This window comes from Nocardioides sp. Z22_16, assembly GCF_058134365.1.
The window spans coordinates 479,567-496,841 of record NZ_JBYTTI010000001.1 but is presented as its reverse complement, the minus strand read 5'-3'; the positions used below and the strand labels follow the sequence as shown (position 1 = coordinate 496,841).

Below are 17,275 nucleotides of genomic sequence, written 5' to 3'. Positions count from 1 at the left end.
ATGACGACCTTCGCCGCGTCCGGCGCCGGCACCCCCACCTTCGAGGAGATCGGCGACGACGAGCGGGCGGCCCTGGCCGACCTCGCCTTCTCGCTGGGTGCCAAGTACCAGCACCGGTCCTACCACGACGTCGAGGCCGGCCGGGAGCAGTGGCGCGACGTCTGCGAGGCCGGGCTGCCGGCGATCTCGCTGCCCACCGAGTACGGCGGCGCCGGCCGGATCGGCGACCTCCTGCTGGTGGCGGAGCGGCTGGCCGCCGGCGGCTTCTTCGCCGGCAAGCTCACCATCTCCACGGCCATCGCCGGGGCCGTCCTGCTCCGGCACGGCACGGAGAAGCAGCAGCGCGAGTGGCTGCCCGCCATCGCCGACGGGTCGCTGAGCTTCTGCTTCGCCCTCACCGAGCCGGGTGCCGGTTCCAACGCCGCCAACATGACCACCAAGGCCACCCGCACGGCCGACGGGTGGCGGCTCAACGGGCAGAAGACCTACATCTCCGCGGTCGACGACTCCGACGTGATGCTGGTCGTCGCCAAGGACTCCGAGAGCGGAGGCTTCTCCCTCTTCACCCTGCCGCTGCCCTGCGACCAGCTCCAGCTGCAGCAGGTCAACGTGATGGTGGGGGTGCCGGAGTCGCAGTGGACGGTCTTCTTCGACGACGTGCCGCTGCCTGCCGACGCCCTGATCGGCAAGCCGGGGGACGGCGGCCGGGCGCTCTTCGACGGCCTCAACCCCGAGCGGCTGATCGTGGCCGCCCAGGCGGTCGGCATCGGCCGCTGGTGCCTCAACAAGGCGGCCGAGTACGCCAAGGAGCGGGTGGTCTTCGACGTCCCGATCGGGCAGCACCAGGCCGTCCAGCACCCGCTGGCCGAGGCCCTGATCGAGCTCGAGGCGGCGTGGGCGCTCGTCGAGCGCGGGGCCGCCGCCTACGAGGCCGGCGGCAACGCCGGGCTCGCCTGCAACATGGCGAAGGTCAAGGCGTGCGACGCGGCGCTGATGGCGGCCGACGCGGCGCTGCAGACCTTCGGGGGCAGCGGGTTCACCGACGAGACGATGCTCTTCGACCGCTTCGGCTACGTCCGGCTGCTGCGGACCGCCCCGGTCTCCCGGGAGCTGGCGCTCAACCAGATCGCCGTCGCGGGTCTCGGCCTGCCGCGTTCCTACTAGGCGCCGACCCGACCCGACCCGACCCGGCACGGACGACGACGGCCGCACCTGCTCAGCGAGCGGGTGCGGCCGTCGTGCGTGCGGCGAGGGTGCGGGTCAGCCCTGGATCAGCGGCAGCACCGCTGCGGTGTCGTACCAGGAGGCGACCTTGGTGACGTGGGTGCCGTCGGTGTCGATGAAGTCGACGGCGTCGAACTCCACGGGCGTCCCGTCGGCCTTGGCGCCGACGAACCGGATCTCGATCGCCGCGACGTGGCCGTCGACCAGGGTGCGGGTGGGGATGTCCTCGTGCTCGGCGAACTGGCGCACGACCGCGGAGAGCAGCTTGACCGCCTTCTCCCGGCCGGTCGTGCTCAGGGTCATCCCGTGCTGGATGGTGACCTCGGGGTGGAAGAGCTCGGCCAGCTCGTCCCACTTGTGGTGGTTGACGGCGTCGAAGTAGCGGTCGACCAGGTCCTGGGTGGTGCTGCTCATCAGGTGTCTCCTCGGAGGTGGGGGCGGATGGAGCCGAGCTGGGCGACCGAGCAGAGCAGCTCGCCGTCACGGGCGTGCACGTCGCCGATCGCGAGGCCGCGTCCGCCGCGCAGGACGGGGGACTGGAGGTCGAAGAGCAGCCAGTCGTCGACCCGTGCCCGGGCATGGAACCACATGCTGTGGTCCAGGGTCAGGCCCGCTGCCGAGCCCTCACCGAACCAGAGCCCGGAGGGCCGCAGGCACGGGTCGAGCAGGCACATGTCGCTCGCGTAGGCGAGCAGCGCGTAGGCGAGCCGGGGGTCGCCCGGGTCCTCGCCGGCGGCTCGGACCCAGGCGCGTGAGGTCGCCGGACCGGTGCCCCACGCCGCCGCGCCCACCCGTGGCGGGGTCCCGACGTAGCGCAGGTCGAAGGCGGAGTCCGTGCCCCACGGCGTGAAGGTGTCGGAGTACGCCGCCAGCTCCTCCCCGACGTTGCTCAGCTGCTCCGGAGGAGGGGCGAGGGGCATCTCCTGGGCGTGCCCGGGCCCCCCGGCGCGGTCCTCGTCGCGATCCTTGGAGAACATCGCCTCCGCGTGCAGCAGGAGGCGGCCGTCCTGGGTCACGTCGACCCGCCGCCAGGCGGTGGAGCGGCTCTCGTTGATCGTGGTCACCTGCAGGTGCACCGGCTCGTCGTCCTGCCCGACCCCGATGAAGTAGGCGTGGAGACTGCGCGGCCACATGTCCGCGGCCGTCTCGTGCAGGGCGGCCGAGAGAGCCTGCGCCACCAGCAGGCCGCCGTACGGGACGCCCCACTGCACCGGGACCGGTGCCCCGGTGAACGCCTCGCCGCCGAGCGGCCGGGGCCGCAGGGCCGCGCACACCTGGCGGAAGGCCAGGCGGGCGCGGTCACCTGCGGCGGTCCCGGCGGACAGGTCGGCCCCGGAGGGCGCGGTGTCCTGGGAGGACGTCATGCCTACCGGGCCTCGCCGTACTCGCTGAAGCCGCGCCCGGTCTTGTAGCCGTAGTGACCGGCGTTGACCAGCGCGCGCAGCCCCTGGGTGGGGCGGAAGCGCTCACCGAAGTGGTGGGTCATCGCCTCGGACGCCTTCACGAAGGTGTCCAGACCGCCCATGTCGGCGGTGGCCAGGGGGCCCATCGCGTGGTTGAAGGCGAGCTGGCAGGCGCGGTTGACGTCCTCGGGAGTGGCGATGCCCTCCTCGACGATCCGCATCGCCTCGACCACCAGGATCATGATGAGGCGCGAGGTGAGGAAGCCCTGCGTGTCCTTCTGGCAGACGATCGTCTCCTTGCCGAAGCGCTCGGCGAGCTGCTGGATCGTCTCCAGCGTCTCGTCGCTGGTCTCGACGCCGCGCACGATCTCGATCAGCCGCATCACCGGCGGCGGGTTGAACCAGTGGGTGCCGATCACCCGGTCGGGGCGGTCGGTCGCGCTGGCGATCGCCGAGATGGCGAACTGCGAGGTGTTGGAGGCGAGGATCACCTCGGGGCGGGCGTGGGCGTCGAGCCGGCGGAAGATGTCCTTCTTGATCTCCAGGTCCTCGGCCACCGACTCCACCGCGTGGTCGGTCTCGCGGGCGGTGCCCTCGAGGTCGGTGCTGGTGGTGATCCGGTCCCGGGCCTCCTTGGCCTCGGAGTCGGTGAGCTCGCCCTTGCGGACCATCCGCGCCAGGCTCTTGTCGATGCGCCCCAGGCCGCGGTCCAGGTCGGCCTGGGCGAGGTCGACGAGCGTCACCTCGAGGCCCGCGACCGCCGCCACCTGGCCGATGCCGTTGCCCATCTGGCCACCGCCGCCGACCACCATCAGCTTGTTGATCGTCATGTGTTCCTGCCCCTTCGAGTTTGGTCCGGATGACCGGCCGAGGCCGGCGCCTTGGCTCGTCCTAGGACGCCCAAGGTGTTTACAACATACCAACCGATTGGTAGTTTCACCACATGTCAGGAATGAGTGGGTGGGTTCGTTACTGGGCTCGGTTCGGGGCTGACCGGCCGGCGCTGATCCATGAAGGCGGCACCGTCACCTGGGGCCGTCTGGAGTCGAGCTGCGCGGAGATCGCGGCCGGTCTGCTGGCCGAGGGGCTGCGCAAGGGGGACCGGCTCGGGTGCCTCATCCGCAACGCCCCGGAGCACTTCGAGGTGCTGATGGCGTGCGCCCGCATCGGCGTCGTCTTCGTGCCGCTCAACCCGCTGCTCACCACACGGGAGCTGCGCGAGGTGGCGACCGACGCCGACCTCGGCGCCGTGGTCACCGACCACACCTTCGTCGACGTGCTCGGTCCCCTGGAGGAGGTGGTCGGCGCCTCGCGGATCTTCTTCGTCGGCACGCCGCCCGACCAGGGTCGCGCCCTGGACGTGCTGCGCCAGCACGGCGAGGTGCGCCTCGAGGACGACATCCGCGACTCCGACGCGGCGATGATCTGCTACACCAGCGGCACCACCGGCCGCTCCCGCGGGGCGGTGCTCACCCACGGCAACATGGCGGGGGTCGCGGCGAGCGCGATCTCCGTCGACGGCCTCACCCACCACGACCGCGCGATCGTGGCCGTCCCGCTGGCCTTCACCGGCGCCGGGGTCTCCTTCGCCGTGCCGCTGATGCGCTGCGGCGGCTCGATCCTGATCCGCCGGGAGCTGGAGCCCGCCCGTGCGCTCGACGACATCGAGCACCACGGGGTCACCTTCATCGGGGTGGTGCCGCTCGTCCTCGAGCGGCTGGCCGCCGAGCCCGACTTCGCCGAGCGCGACCTCAGCGGCCTGCGGATCGTGAAGTCCGGCGGCGCGGTGGTGCCCGAGCACCTGATCCGGCTCTACCAGTCGCGCGGGGTCGGGATGGTCAACGCCTACGGACTCACCGAGGGCTCCGGCCTCAACCTCGAGCTGCAGGCCCACGAGGCGACCGCCCGCCTCGGCTCGGTCGGCATCCCGCTGATGGGGCAGGAGGCCAAGGTCGTCGACGCCGACGGCAACGAGACGGCCCCGGGCGAGCCCGGCGAGCTGCTCCTCGGGGGCGACTGCGTGATGAAGGAGTACTGGCGCGACCCCGAGAGCACCGCCCGCACCCTCCGGGACGGCTGGCTGCACACCGGGGACGTGGCCACCGTCGACGAGGACGGCTACTTCCGGATCGTCGACCGCTCCAAGGACATGATCATCTCCGGGGGCATCAACATCTACCCCGCCGAGGTCGAGGCCGTGCTGTCGGCGCACCCCGACGTCCTCGAGGTGGCGGTGATCGGCGTCCCGGACGCCACCTGGGGGGAGACCCCGGTCGCGTGCGTCGTGAGCTCCAACCCCGACCTCGACATCGCGGCGCTCAACGAGTTCTCCAAGGACCAGCTGGCCCGCTACAAGCAGCCGCGCCGCCTGATCCTGCGGCCGGAGCCGCTGCCGCGCGGCATGAGCGGCAAGATCCTCAAGCGCGAGCTCCGCGCCGACATGGCCGACCGGGAGACCTCGTGAGCAGGTCGGCGGTCGACGTCGACGCGGTCACCGTCGAGCGCCGGGGGCCCGTGACGATCCTGACCCTCAACCGCCCCGACCGGCTCAACGCGCTCTCCCACGGGTTGCTCCGCCGCTGGCACGAGCTCCTCGACGACCTCCTCTACGACTACTCCTGCCGGGTCGTGGTGCTCGCCGGTGCCGGCCGGGCGTTCTGTGCGGGGATGGACCTGAACGCCGTCGCCGCGGGCGAGCTCTGGGTGGAGGACGTGGGCCGGACCCAGGGCACCTACGCCCTGCAGGAGGCGGTGGGCCGTCTGGTGCTCAAGCTGCGCAGGATCCCGCAGCCGGTGATCTCGGTGGTGCACGGGGTGGCCGCCGGTGGGGGTCTCTCGGTGGCCTGTGCCGGCGACGTGCGGATCGGCGAACCGGCCGCACAGTTCAACCCGGCCTTCTCGCGGCTCGGTGTCTCCGGCGGCGACATGGGCTCCTCCTGGCTGCTGCCGCGGGTGATCGGCTTCGACAAGGCGGCCGAGATGCTCCTCACCGCCCGGGACGTCGGCGCCGAGGAGGCGCTCGAGCTGGGCCTCCTCGGGCAGCTCGTGCCCGCCGGGGCCGGGCTCGACGCCGCCCTGGAGGTCGCCGGGCGGATGTGCGAGGTGGCGCCGTTCACCACCCGGATGACCAAGTCCCTGCTCAACCTCTCCCGCGACGGTGCCACGCTCGAGCAGATGATCGAGATGGAGAACCGGACCCAGGTGATGATGACCTCGACCGACGACTTCCGCGAGGCGACCTCGGCGTTCGTCGAGCGGCGCTCCCCGCAGTTCCGGGACCAGTGAGGTGACCGCGCAGGACGAGCGGACCGAGGCTGCGCCGGACCCGGCGACCCAGGAGGCGCTGATCGCCTGGTTCAACACCCTGCCGGTCAACCGGATGCTCGGCGTGCGCTGCGTCGGCCTGCTGCCCACCGGCGCCGTGGTCGAGGTCGAGGTCGCCGACCGGCACCGCAACCCCGACGGGCACGTCTCCGGTGCGATCACGGCGGGCGCGATCGACGTCGCCGCCGGGATCGCCGTCACCGGCACCACCGGCCTGGACTCGGTCACCGGGGACCTCGGCCTGAGCTACCTGGCGCCGGTGCGCAACGGCCCGCTGCGCATCGAGGTGGAGATCCTCAAGGCCGGACGCCGCACCTGCGTCCCGCACGCCCGCCTCTACGACGCCGCCGGGCGGCTCTGCGTGGTCGGGACCGGCACCTGGATGATGAGCCGGACGCCCCTGCGCCTGCCGTGATCACCGCGGACGCCGGGAGGCGTCCGGGCCCGACTCAGGCCAGGGTGCCCGAGGCGACGGCCTCGCGGATCCGGGCCTTGACGATCTTGCCCGTGGCGTTGACCGGCAACGGGGTCTCCACCAGCAGGACCTCCTTGGGACGCTTGTAGTCCGCCAGGCTCTCGGCGCAGATCGCGGAGACGGCGGACGCGTCCAGCCGGCTGCCGGGGTGGAGCCGGACCACGGCCACCACCCGCTCGCCCCAGTGCTCGTCGGGGACCCCGATGACGGCCGCCTCGGCGACCTCGGGCAGCCGGTAGACGACGTTCTCCACCTCGGCCGGATAGACGTTGAAGCCGCCGGTGACGATCATGTCCTTGAGCCGGCCGGTGACGTAGAGGTAGCCCTCCTCGTCGGCGTACCCGAGGTCGCCGGTGTGCAGCCACCCGTCGACGACCGCGCGCTCCTGCGGCCTGTTCCAGTAGCCGGACATGATCGAGGGGCCCGAGACCCGGAGCTCCCCGATCTCGCCGGGGGCGGCCTCCCGGTCGCCCTGGAAGACCCGCACGTCGCTGTAGAGCAGCGACCGGCCGATGGAGCCGGCCTTGCGGACCGCGTCCTCGGGCATCAGGTAGGTCGAGAAGCCGCAGGACTCGGTCAGGCCGTAGCCCTGGACGAAGACGGTGAGGCCGCGCGCCTGGAACCGCTCGATCAACGAGACCGGCATCGGGGCCGCGGCCGAGAGCACCCGCTCGAAGCAGGTGAGGTCGAGGTCGTCGAACGCCGGGTGGTCCAGCAGCGCCTTGTAGACGGTCGGCACGCTGGCCATGTAGGTGGGCCGGTGGTCCCGGATCGCGGCGGCGATCGCCTCGGGCGTGCCCACCTCGAGGATCCGGAGGGTGCAGCCGAGGTGCAGGAACGGCAGGACGCCGGCCAGCATCGCCCCCGAGACGCTGATCGGCAGGGAGATCAGCGGGCGGTCCTGGCTGTTGAAGCCGATGTCGACGGCCAGGGAGGTGGCCACCGACCGGATGTTGCCGTGGGTGATGATCGCCCCCTTCGGCAGGCCGGTGGTGCCGGAGGTGTAGAAGAGCCCGGCCGCCGCGTCGTCGTCGAACTCCTCCACCTCGAAGGGCTCCGCGGCCCCGCCCGGCGCGGGCCACTCCTGGACGGGACCGGTGAACCCGTCGGGCACCTCGTCGGTGAAGAGGGTGGTCAGGGTCGGGTGCGCGGCGGCGAAGAGGGCGGCCTCCTCGCGGTGGCTGCTGGTGGTGATGAGGGCCACCGGCTCGCTGTCGGAGACGAGCGCGGCCATCTCGGCGGCGGCGAGCCGCAGGTTGAGCGGGACGAAGATCGCGCCGATGCGGAGGATGCCGAGCGTCGCCGGCATGAACTCGGGGTGGTTCTCGTGGAGCACCACCACACGGTCGCCCCGGGAGACGCCGAGCTGCCGGAGCGCCGCGGCGACCTGCCACACGTGGGCGTCGAGCTCGGCGTAGGAGAGCTCGCGGTCCGACATGACGATCGCCGGTCGGTCGGGCTTGCGGTCGGCATGGCGGGTTATCCAGGCGGCCACCCCGGGCCGGAAGCGCAGCTCGGCGGCGGTGCGGGTCGAGGTCGTGGGTGCGCTCACAGGTCCAGCTCCTTCGCCAGGGCGACGATGTCGGCGGGGTCCCGCAGGCCCATCATCACCACCGTGTCCACCTCGGAGCGCTGCCAGCGCTCGAGGCGTTCCTTGATCCTGCGCGGGGTCCCGATCAGGGAGGTGCCGTCGACCAGCTCGTCGGGGACGGCGTCGACGGCCTCGTCGCGGCGGCCGGCCAGGAAGAGCTCCTGGATCCGTTCCGCGGCGTCGCCGAACCCGGCCCGGGTGACGGCGTCGAAGTGGAAGTTGGCGCCCTTGGCACCCATGCCGCCCACGTACCAGGCGAGGGGCTCCTTGGCCCGCCGGAAGGCGGCCTTCAGGTCGTCGTCGACGAAGGTGTTGACGGAGGCCACGATGTCGAGGCCGGGGCGGCGGTCGACGAGGGCGTCGCCGTACATCTCCTGGAACTTGTCGACGTGCACGAACGCCGGCATCCAGCCGTCACCGATCTCCACGGCGAGGGCGACGTTCTTGGGCCCCTGGGCGCCGAGGTAGACCGGGACGCGCGGACGGTAGGGCTCGGTGATCAGGCGCAGCGGCTTGCCGAGCCCGGTGCCGCCGGGGAAGGGGAGGGGGAAGAACTCGCCCTCGTGCGTCAGCGGCTCCTCGCGGTCCCAGATCCGCCGCATGATCTCGACGTACTCGCGGGTGCGGGCGAGGGGCTTGGGGAACGGTCGGCCGTACCACCCCTCGACGATCTGCGGGCCCGAGACGCCCAGGCCCAGCATCAGGCGCCCCTGGCTCAGGGCGTCGAGGGTCATGGCCGCCATCGCCGCGTTGGCCGGGGTCCGCGCGTCGAGCTGGATGATCGAGGTGCCGATCTTGATCCGCGTGGTGCGGGCGGCGTACCAGGTCAGCGGGGTGAACGCGTCGGAGCCGTAGGCCTCGCCGGCCCACACCGAGTCGAACCCGACCTCCTCGGCCGCGAGCACCGCGTCCGTGGCGTCGTCAGGCCGCTTCGCCCAGTAGCCCAGTCCCAGGCCGAGCTTCAGGTCTTGCCCCATGTGCGTCCAGCTCCTCGTTCGGGATCTCGGCGTCCGCGGGGCGTACTCGACGCCCGGTGCGGGACGTCCTGAGTATGACGGGTGTCACTGACCCTGACAACCAGTCGTTTGGTTGGTGACCGATTCCTAGACCTTCCAATCGTTTGTTTGAACGGTTAGGTTGAGTCCGGACCCCCCACCCCGAGGAGAATTTCATGGCCCCCGTCGATGAGGACCGGTTGCCCGCCTTCCTGACCGCGCTGGACCGATTCATCGACGAGGAGATCACGCCGCTGCAGCACGAGGCGGACAACATGCGCTTCTTCGACCACCGGCGTGAGTGGGCGCGCACGGACTTCGAGGAGGGCGGCACCCCTCGCGAGGAGTGGGAGGAGCTGCTGGCCGAGGCGCGTCGCCGGGCCGACGCTGCCGGCTTCTACCGGTTCGGCCTGCCGGTCCGCCTCGGCGGCCAGGGCGGCACGAACGTCGAGATGGCCGCCGTCCGTGAGCATCTCGCCCGTGCGGGGCTGGGGCTCCACAACGACCTGCAGAACGAGCACTCGGTGGTCGGCAACCTCGTCTTCATCCAGATGCTCGACCTCTTCGGCAGCCCGGAGCAGTGCGCCGAGCACATGGAGGCGACGATCGTGGGGGAGCACGCGTTCGCCTTCGCCATGAGCGAGCCCGACCACGGCAGCGACGCCACCTGGATGGAGACCACAGCCGTGCGCGACGGCGACACGTGGACCCTCAACGGGCGCAAGCGCTGGGTCTCCGGCGCCCACAGCGCCACCCACTTCGTGGTCCTGGCACGCACCTCCGGCGGCCCGGGAGACGCCGCGGGGCTGACGGCGTTCCTCGTGCCGCGGGGGACCGCGGGGATGGACATCCCCTTCTACTGGTGGACCTTCAACATGCCGTCGGACCACGCGGAGTTCACCCTCGACGACGTCGTGGTCCCGGACAGCGCCATCCTCGGCCAGGAGGGCGAGGCCCTCGACCTGGTGCAGAGCTTCGTGCACGAGAACCGGATCCGGCAGGCCGCCAGCAGCGTCGGGGCGGCACGGTTCTGCATCGACCAGGCGGTCGAGCGGGCCCGGGAACGGGTCACCTTCGGCCGGCCGCTCGCCTCGCGGCAGGCCGTCCAGTGGCCGCTCGTCGAGCTGCACACCGACGCCGAGGCGCTCACCAGCCTGATCCACCGCACTGCCCGGCAGATGGACGAGGTCGACGCGGCCGGCGGCTCGATGGTCTCGGTCGGCCACTTCGTCTCCATGTGCAACTACCGGGGCAACCGGCTGGCCTGCGACGCCGCCGACCAGGCCATGCAGGTCTTCGGCGGGCTTGGCTACAGCCGGCACGAGCCCTTCGAGCACATCTACCGCCACCACCGGCGGTACCGCATCACCGAGGGCAGCGAGGAAATGCAGATCCGCCGTGTCGCCGGGCAGCTCTTCGGGTTCCTCTGAGGGTGTCCATGAACGAGCAGAGCACCTCCGACGCGCTCCACCGGATCCTCCGGCGTGAGTGGGGAGCGGCGACGGCGGTCCACGACCTGGTCGCCCTCACCGGCGGCGCGAGCAGGGAGACGTGGCGGTTCCGGGCGGTCTGTGCCGACCACGGCGACCGCCCGCTGATCCTGCGCCTGGCGCGAGGCTCCGGCTACGGCGCCGTCCCGCTGGCCGTCGAGGCGGTGGCGATGCGGGCGGCCGGGGAGGCGGGCGTCCCGGTGCCCAGGGTCCACCTGACGGGATGGGACGCCGAGCTCGAGGCCGAGTACATGGTGATGGACCACGTGGACGGCGAGACGCTGCCGACGCGGATCCTGCGCTCCGACGCCTTCGCCGACGTCCGCCCCCGGCTGGCCGCCCAGCTGGGCTCCGCGCTCGCCACCCTCCACCGCACCCCGCTGGGACCCGGGACGGCGAGCCTCGCCCAGCCCTCGGGCAACCCGCTCCGGGAGCTGCTCGACCAGTCGGTGCACGACGTGCCCCCTCCCGGCCTGGCCCTGGCCTTCCGCTGGCTGCGGGACCACCCCGTCCCGCCGGGCCCGACCGGCCTGGTGCACGGGGACTTCCGGCTGGGCAACCTCCTCGTGGGGCCCGACGGACTGGCCGCGGTGCTCGACTGGGAGGTTGCCCAGGTCGGCGATCCGTTGATGGACATGGGCTGGCTCTGCGCGAAGGTCTGGCGGTTCGGCTCGGCCCTCCCGGTCGCCGGAGTGGGGACCCGTGAGGAGCTCCTCGCGGCCTACGAGTCCGTGGCCGGCTGGCGCCCGACGTCCGAGCAGCTGCACTGGTGGGAGCTCTACTCCACCCTCAGGTGGGGCGTGGGCTGCGGCGTGCAGGCGAAGCGGCACCTGGACGGCAGCACCCCCTCGGTCGAGCTGGCAGCCATCGGCCGCCGCACCTGCGAGCAGGAGCTCGACGTGCTCCTCGCCCTGGGGCTGGCGGAGCCGGTGACCGTCGCCGACCCCTTGGCGGACGACGGCCTCGTGCGTCCGGCCGACCTGGGACGCCCGTCGGCCGCGGACCTGGCCGGGGCGCTCGAGCACTACCTGGTCACCGGCCCGATGGCGCTGGAGGGCCGGCTCGGCTTCCACGCCCGGGTCGCGGCCAACGTCGCCAGGACGGTGCGGCGCGAGCTCCTCCTCGGCCCGGCCTTCGAGGGCGGGCACCGGCAGCGTCTGGCGAGGCTCGGCCTGCGCGACGACACCGAGCTCGCCGCCGCGATCCTCGACGGCTCGCTCGACGACCGGTGGGACGAGGTGGTGGAGACCGTGACGAAGTCGGTCCACCACCAGGTGCTGGTGGCGAACCCCCGCCACCTGGCAAGGCCGGCCTGAGATGGCGGAGGAGACCATGCGAGCAGTCCACATCGTCAACCAGCAGGGCCCCGCGCACCTGCGGCTGGTCGAGGTCGAGGAGCCGGAGCGCGCCCCCGACGAGGTGAGGATCCGGGTGGCGGCCGCCGGGGTCTCCTTCCCCGAGCTGCTGCAGAGCAAGGGGCTCTACCAGCTCCAGCCCAACCTCCCCTTCATCCCCGGGGGCGAGGTGGCGGGCACCGTCCTCGAGGCGCCGGCGGGATCGCGGCACCAGGCCGGCGACCGGGTCGCGGCCGTCGCGGCCTCGGGTGGGTACGCCGAGGTCGCCACCGCCAAGGAGCACATGGTCTTCCCCCTCCCGGACGGGATCTCCTTCGAGAAGGCCGCCGCCCTGCCGGTCAACTACCTCACCTGCCACTTCGCCCTGACCGTGCGCGCGGCGCTCCGACCGGGCGAGCGGGTGCTGGTGCACGGCGCCGCCGGGGGAGTGGGGAGCGCCGCGATCCAGGTGGCGAAGGCGTTCGGCGCGGGGCTCGTCGTCGCGGTGGTCTCCACCGACGAGAAGGAGGCCGTCGCGCTGCGGGCCGGCGCCGACGAGTGCGTCCGACCCGCCGGCTTCCTCGCCCGGGCGAAGGAGCTGGGAGGGGTCGACGTGGTCGTGGACCCCGTGGGAGGGGACCGTTTCACCGACTCCCTCCGTGCCCTGCGCGAGGACGGACGGGTCGCGGTGGTCGGCTTCGCCGGCGGCGAGATCCCGACCGTCAAGGTCAACCGCCTCCTGCTCAACAACACCAGCGTGGTCGGCGTGGGTCTGGGCGCCTACACGGCCACCCGCGAGGGCTACGAGGCCCGGCAGTGGGACGAGCTCCTGCCGCACCTCAGCTCCGGGCTGCTGGACCCGCCCGCGGTCCGGGCCTTCGCCCTGGAGCAGGCTTCCCACGTGCTGTCCGAGATCGAGGCCCGCCGGCTGGTGGGCAAGGCGGTCCTCGTGCCGGGAACGTGACTCCCACCATCCCCTGTCAGAGACGACTTCCGGCCCGCAGGGGCCGGGACGGAGAAAGGCGAGAAGCGTGGACATCTTCGAGGCTCCGGCCTACTGGGCCCGGTTCACCGGCGAAGCCGTGGCGGTCCGGGACGACGACGGGGACCTGACCTGGAGCGAGCTGGTCGCACACGCACACGCCGGTGCAGCCGAGCTCGCCGCCCTGGGCGTGGCGCCCGGCGACCGCGTCGGGCTGCTGATGGCGAACTCCCGGCAGTTCTGCGTCTCCGCCCTCGCCGTCCTGGCGGCCGGAGGCATCCTGGTGCCCGTCAACTTCCGGCTGCACCCGCGCGAGATGGCCGAGCAGCTGGCGGACGCCGGCGCCGCCCTGCTGCTGCACGACGGGACCCATGCCGAGGCGGCCGCCGACGTGCGCGGGCGCTGCGGCGTGGTCACGACGGCGCCCGACCAGGTGGCCGCGCCGCCCGGACCGGGTGCGGCACGCGCCCGCACCGTCCGCGCCGGCACCGACGTCGCCGTCATCCTCTACTCCTCCGGCACGACGGGGCGCCCCAAGGGCGTGGTCATCACCCACGAGAGCATCTTCGCGATGGCGCACGACCGGATCGTCAACGACGCCTGGTCCCGGGAGACCCGGACCTACGTGCCCTACCCGCTGGCCTTCTCGGCCGGTCTCCTGGCGTCGTGGATGGCGACGATGGTGGCCGGCGGCATGACGGTGGTCGACGCAGCCTTCGACCCCGGTCGCGCCCTGCGGCGGTTCGAGGAGGACCGGATCACGGTCTTCATGTCGGTGCCGGCGCTGTGGCAGGCGATCGTCAACCACCCCGACCTCGACAAGACCCGCGTCGACAGCCTCGCCACCGTCTCGGCCGGTGGCGCGATGGTGACCCCGGAGCTGATGGCGCGACTGCGCGCCCACGGCATCCTGCTCTCGCAGGGCTACGGGCTGACGGAGTCCTCGGGCGTGGCGACCGCGCTGCGGCCGGAGGACATCGACCGCAAGCCGGGGTCCATCGGCCGCCCGATGATGCGGATGGAGGCCAAGGTGGTCGACCCCTCCGGCGTCGAGTGCCCGCCGGGGGAGTCCGGGGAGCTCTGGCTGCGCGGCCCTGCCGTGATGGCGGGCTACTGGCGCGACGGCGCTCCGGACCCGAGCGTCCTGCACGACGGCTGGCTGGCCACCGGGGACATCGCCACCCAGGACGAGGACGGCTTCCTCTTCATCGTCGACCGGCTCAAGGACATGATCATCACCGGCGGCATCAACGTCTTCCCGGCCGAGATCGAGCGTGTCCTCGAGGAGATCGACGGCGTGCTGGAGTGCTCGGTCGTCGGCGCACCCCACGAGAAGTGGGGGGAGACGCCGATCGCCTTCGTGGTAACCGACGACGAGTCCCTCACCCCCGAGAGGATCGAGGCGCACCTGCGCGGACAGCTCGCGGGCTACAAGGTGCCGACCCAGATCCGGGTGGGCGCCTCGGCCCTGCCCCGCAGTGCCAACGGCAAGATCCTGCGCCGGGAGCTGCGCCGCGAGGTGGTCGGCGCCCCGGCCCCGACGCGGGCGACGACCACGGGCGAGGAGGCGAACCGCGCCCTGCTCACGCGGTACTTCGAGGCCGTCAACTCACGGGACTGGCAGACCCTGGAGTCGGTGCTCCACCCCGACGTCACGATCCGTCACGCCGACCTGCTCTCGGCCCAGGGCCGGGACGAGGTGGTCAAGCTCTACCAGGCGATCCTCCTGCAGTACCGGGAGGGCGAGCACGAGGACCGCCCGACGCGGGTCCTGACCGCGGGCGACCTGCTCGCCGCCGAGATCACCGCGACGGTGGTCAAGCTGGACGGCACCAGGCTGACCTTCCCCGCCGTCGACTTCATCGAGGTCGAGGACGGACTGCTCAAGTCCGTCTCCACGTGGTACGACACCGCTGTCGTGGTGCCGATGATCAAGGGAGAGAACGCATGACGACCGTGCCCCGCAACGACCTCGAGGACGGGCTCGCCCAGCTTCTCGACGAGCGCTACAGCTGTCGCGGCTACCTTCCCGACCCGGTGCCCGAGAGCACCCAGCGCCGCCTCTTCGAGCTCGCCCAGCGCACCGCCTCGTGGTGCAACACCCAGCCCTGGCAGGTCACGGTCACCTCGGGTGCCGCCACCACCCGCTTCGCCGAGGCGCTGACGGCCCACATCGGATCCCACCCGCCGCGCTCCGACTTCGAGATCCCCGCCAGGTACTCCGGCGTCTACGACGAGCGGCGCAAGGAGAGCGGCTTCGCCCTCTACGAGAGCCTCGGCATCGTGCGCGAGGACCGCGCGGCCCGCGCCGAGCAGGCGGCGCGGAACTTCTCGTTCTTCGGGGCGCCCCACGTCGCGATCATCACCACCGACCGTGACCAGGGCGTCTACGGCGCCATCGACTGCGGGGGCTACGTGGCGACGCTGATGCTGGCCGCCCGGTCCCTCGGGCTCGCCTCGGTGGCGCAGGCCGCGATCGCCATGTACTCCGACGGTGTCCGTGAGCACCTCGGTCTCGCCGAGGACAGGATGACGGTCTGCGCCGTCTCCTTCGGCTACGAGGACCCGGCCCATCCGGCCAACGCCTTCCGGACCTCCCGTGCCACGGTGGACGCCGCGGTCGACTTCAGGGCCGACTGATGGTCCCGTCGGCGGGCGGCGCCAGACGCTCGCCCATGTCGGCGGGCAGTCCGTAGGGGAGGCTGCGCTCGAAGCGCAGTGCCCGGGTGCGCTCGGCGCCGCCGCGCTCGGCGTACAGCGCCTTGTAGATGCGGTTGCTGTCCCGGGAGTTCCCCACGATCTCCCGGGTCAGCTCGCGCACGGTGCTGTCGAGCTCGTCCGGGGGGACGCTCCTGTTCGCCAGGCCGATCGCGGCGGCGGCCGCACCGAGCACGACTCGGCCGGTGAAGCTCAGCTCGCGCGCGCGGGCGCGGCCCACGCGCTCCGGGAGCCGCACCGACATCCCCCACGCCGGCACCAGCCCCCACCGCCCGTGGGTGTCGGCGAACCGGGCGTCGTCGGCGCAGACCAGGAGGTCGCACGCGAGTGCGAGCTCCAGGCCGCCGGTGAGGCAGTGCCCGCGGATCTTGGCGATCGTCGGGTGCGGGAACGACTCGAGGAGGTCGATGGTCTCGGCCGCGTCGTGGCCGTCGACTTCCGCCGCAGCCTCGATCACGTCGAGGTCGAGCCCCGCGCAGAAGGAGCGCCCCGCCCCCGTGACCACCAGGCAGCCGATGTCGCTCCGCTCCGAGAGGTGCGTGAGGTGGTCGCGCAGCTCCGAGAAGCTCCCCGGCAGGAGGGCGTTGAGCCGCTGCGGGCGGTTGAGCGTCACGGTGGCGACGTCGCCGTCCACATCGAGCCGCACCAGCGGCGCCGCCGACGGCCGCACCGTCATCGGTCCACGAGCTCCCGCATCTGGCGGACGGTCGCGACCGGGTCGGCGCCGGCGGGCTTGATCTGCAGGTTCGTCACACCCGCCTCGCGGTAGGCGGCGATCCGCTCGAGGACGTATCCCTCGGGACCGACCAGGTTCGTGGCCTCCAGGAGGTCCAGCGGGACGGCCGCCTCGGCCTCCTTCTTGCGGCCCGACAGGTAGAGATCCTGGATCTCCTTAGCCTCGTCGGCCCAGCCGAGGTCGCTGACGAGGTCGTTGTAGAAGTTCTTGTCCCTGGCGCCCATCCCGCCGATGTAGAGGGCGAACATCGGCCTCGCCAGGTCGAGGCAGTCCTTCACGTCGTCCCCGACCGCCACGAGTCCTCCGGCGACGACCTCGAGCGGAGCGAGCTCCGAGCTCCGCTTGGCACCGCCGGCCTCCAGGGCTGCACCCCAGATGCGCCCCGCCCGCTCGGGCACGAACATGGTGGGGATCCAGCCGTCGGCGTACTCCGCCGTCGCCTCGACGCTCCGGGCGCCCAGGGCGGCGATGTAGATCGGCACGCTCGGACGCTGGGGGCGGTTGAGCAGCTTCAGCGGCTTGCCCAGACCGGTGCCCTGGCCCGCGGGCAGGGGCAGCTTGACCAGGCCGTCGTGCTCGATCACCTCGCGACGCAGCACGCGGCGGACGATGTCGACCACCTCGCGCATCCGGGCGACCGGCTTCTCGTAGGGCACGCCGTGCCAGCCCTCGATCACCTGCGGCCCGGAGGCGCCCAGCCCCAGGATGGTGCGGCCGCCGCTGACGTTGTCCAGCCCCGCGGCGGTCTGGCCCAGGGCGGTCGGCGTCCGCGAGTAGATGTTGAGGATCGCCGAGCCGATCTCGACGTTCTCGGTCCTGGCGGCCAGGTAGCCCATCAGGCTCGGGGCGTCGAACCCGTAGGCCTCGGCGACCCAGACGGTGTCGAGTCCGGCCTCCTCCAGGTCGCGGACCGCGTCAGCGGCTGCCCGCGGGTCTCCGGCGTAGTCGAGCGGGGTGGAGAGCTTCATGCGGCTCCTCAGGTCGGGGGCCCTCATAACTACCA

General features: G+C 72.3%; 16 protein-coding genes. 9 read left to right on the top strand and 7 right to left on the bottom strand.

Annotated features, from left to right (window positions below; genetic code table 11):
* Nucleotides 1–1,164, top strand: a complete 1,164-nt coding sequence (locus tag AC3X7R_RS02355; RefSeq protein WP_489963945.1) for an acyl-CoA dehydrogenase family protein — start codon at nucleotides 1–3, stop codon at nucleotides 1,162–1,164.
* Nucleotides 1,165–1,260: 96 nt separating this feature from the next.
* Here the strand turns inward: AC3X7R_RS02355 and AC3X7R_RS02350 are convergent, their stop codons facing one another.
* Genes AC3X7R_RS02350 through AC3X7R_RS02340 form a run of 3 tightly spaced genes read right to left on the bottom strand, consistent with a single transcriptional unit; the run spans nucleotide 1,261 to nucleotide 3,457 of the window.
* Nucleotides 1,261–1,638, bottom strand: coding sequence for a nuclear transport factor 2 family protein (locus AC3X7R_RS02350; protein WP_489963944.1), 378 nt, complete (start codon nucleotides 1,636–1,638; stop codon nucleotides 1,261–1,263).
* Nucleotides 1,638–2,588 (bottom strand): acyl-CoA thioesterase, encoded by a 951-nt coding sequence (locus AC3X7R_RS02345; RefSeq protein ID WP_489963943.1) that lies wholly within the window; start codon nucleotides 2,586–2,588, stop codon nucleotides 1,638–1,640. Before AC3X7R_RS02345 ends, AC3X7R_RS02350 begins: the two co-directional genes overlap by 1 nt.
* Before the next feature lie 2 nt (nucleotides 2,589–2,590).
* Nucleotides 2,591–3,457, bottom strand: coding sequence for a 3-hydroxyacyl-CoA dehydrogenase family protein (locus tag AC3X7R_RS02340; RefSeq protein WP_489963942.1), 867 nt, complete (start codon nucleotides 3,455–3,457; stop codon nucleotides 2,591–2,593).
* Nucleotides 3,458–3,570: 113 nt separating this feature from the next.
* Here AC3X7R_RS02340 and AC3X7R_RS02335 point away from each other — a divergent pair, with 113 nt between their 5' ends.
* Genes AC3X7R_RS02335 through AC3X7R_RS02325 form a run of 3 tightly spaced genes read left to right on the top strand, consistent with a single transcriptional unit; the run spans nucleotide 3,571 to nucleotide 6,366 of the window.
* On the top strand, nucleotides 3,571–5,091 hold the full coding sequence (locus AC3X7R_RS02335) for a class I adenylate-forming enzyme family protein (protein WP_489963941.1): 1,521 nt from the start codon (nucleotides 3,571–3,573) through the stop codon (nucleotides 5,089–5,091).
* The gene (locus AC3X7R_RS02330) at nucleotides 5,088–5,912 is read left to right on the top strand and encodes an enoyl-CoA hydratase/isomerase family protein (protein WP_489963940.1); all 825 of its coding nucleotides are present in this window, start codon (nucleotides 5,088–5,090) and stop codon (nucleotides 5,910–5,912) included. Before AC3X7R_RS02335 ends, AC3X7R_RS02330 begins: the two co-directional genes overlap by 4 nt.
* A gap of 1 nt (nucleotide 5,913) precedes the next feature.
* The gene (locus AC3X7R_RS02325; RefSeq protein WP_489963939.1) at nucleotides 5,914–6,366 is read left to right on the top strand and encodes a PaaI family thioesterase; all 453 of its coding nucleotides are present in this window, start codon (nucleotides 5,914–5,916) and stop codon (nucleotides 6,364–6,366) included.
* Nucleotides 6,367–6,400: 34 nt separating this feature from the next.
* Here the strand turns inward: AC3X7R_RS02325 and AC3X7R_RS02320 are convergent, their stop codons facing one another.
* Both AC3X7R_RS02320 and AC3X7R_RS02315 read right to left on the bottom strand, forming a co-directional pair.
* Nucleotides 6,401–7,978 carry a class I adenylate-forming enzyme family protein gene (locus tag AC3X7R_RS02320; protein ID WP_489963938.1) on the bottom strand — a complete coding sequence of 526 codons (1,578 nt, stop codon included), beginning with the start codon at nucleotides 7,976–7,978 and terminating at the stop codon, nucleotides 6,401–6,403.
* Nucleotides 7,975–8,994 (bottom strand): LLM class F420-dependent oxidoreductase, encoded by a 1,020-nt coding sequence (locus AC3X7R_RS02315; protein ID WP_489963937.1) that lies wholly within the window; start codon nucleotides 8,992–8,994, stop codon nucleotides 7,975–7,977. The genes AC3X7R_RS02320 and AC3X7R_RS02315 overlap by 4 nt, the downstream gene beginning before the upstream one ends.
* 194 nt (nucleotides 8,995–9,188) lie before the next feature.
* Here AC3X7R_RS02315 and AC3X7R_RS02310 point away from each other — a divergent pair, with 194 nt between their 5' ends.
* The 5 genes from AC3X7R_RS02310 (at nucleotide 9,189) to AC3X7R_RS02290 (ending at nucleotide 15,458) form a co-directional block, all read left to right on the top strand.
* Nucleotides 9,189–10,442 (top strand): acyl-CoA dehydrogenase family protein, encoded by a 1,254-nt coding sequence (locus AC3X7R_RS02310; RefSeq protein WP_489963936.1) that lies wholly within the window; start codon nucleotides 9,189–9,191, stop codon nucleotides 10,440–10,442.
* 8 nt (nucleotides 10,443–10,450) lie between these two features.
* Nucleotides 10,451–11,818 carry a phosphotransferase family protein gene (locus tag AC3X7R_RS02305; protein ID WP_489963935.1) on the top strand — a complete coding sequence of 456 codons (1,368 nt, stop codon included), beginning with the start codon at nucleotides 10,451–10,453 and terminating at the stop codon, nucleotides 11,816–11,818.
* Nucleotides 11,819–11,834: 16 nt separating this feature from the next.
* Nucleotides 11,835–12,800, top strand: coding sequence for an NADPH:quinone oxidoreductase family protein (locus tag AC3X7R_RS02300; RefSeq protein WP_489963934.1), 966 nt, complete (start codon nucleotides 11,835–11,837; stop codon nucleotides 12,798–12,800).
* A 67-nt stretch (nucleotides 12,801–12,867) separates the two neighbouring features.
* A complete protein-coding gene (locus tag AC3X7R_RS02295) occupies nucleotides 12,868–14,769 on the top strand; it encodes an AMP-binding protein (protein WP_489963933.1) in 1,902 nt (633 codons plus the stop codon).
* A complete protein-coding gene (locus AC3X7R_RS02290; RefSeq protein WP_489963932.1) occupies nucleotides 14,766–15,458 on the top strand; it encodes a nitroreductase in 693 nt (230 codons plus the stop codon). The genes AC3X7R_RS02295 and AC3X7R_RS02290 overlap by 4 nt, the downstream gene beginning before the upstream one ends.
* Here AC3X7R_RS02290 and AC3X7R_RS02285 read toward each other — a convergent pair.
* Entirely contained in the window at nucleotides 15,445–16,212 is a 768-nt protein-coding gene (locus AC3X7R_RS02285) for an enoyl-CoA hydratase/isomerase family protein (RefSeq protein ID WP_489963931.1), read from the bottom strand. The genes AC3X7R_RS02290 and AC3X7R_RS02285 overlap by 14 nt on opposite strands.
* The gene (locus tag AC3X7R_RS02280) at nucleotides 16,209–17,240 is read right to left on the bottom strand and encodes an LLM class F420-dependent oxidoreductase (protein WP_489963930.1); all 1,032 of its coding nucleotides are present in this window, start codon (nucleotides 17,238–17,240) and stop codon (nucleotides 16,209–16,211) included. The genes AC3X7R_RS02285 and AC3X7R_RS02280 overlap by 4 nt, the downstream gene beginning before the upstream one ends.
* Nucleotides 17,241–17,275: the final 35 nt, after the last annotated feature.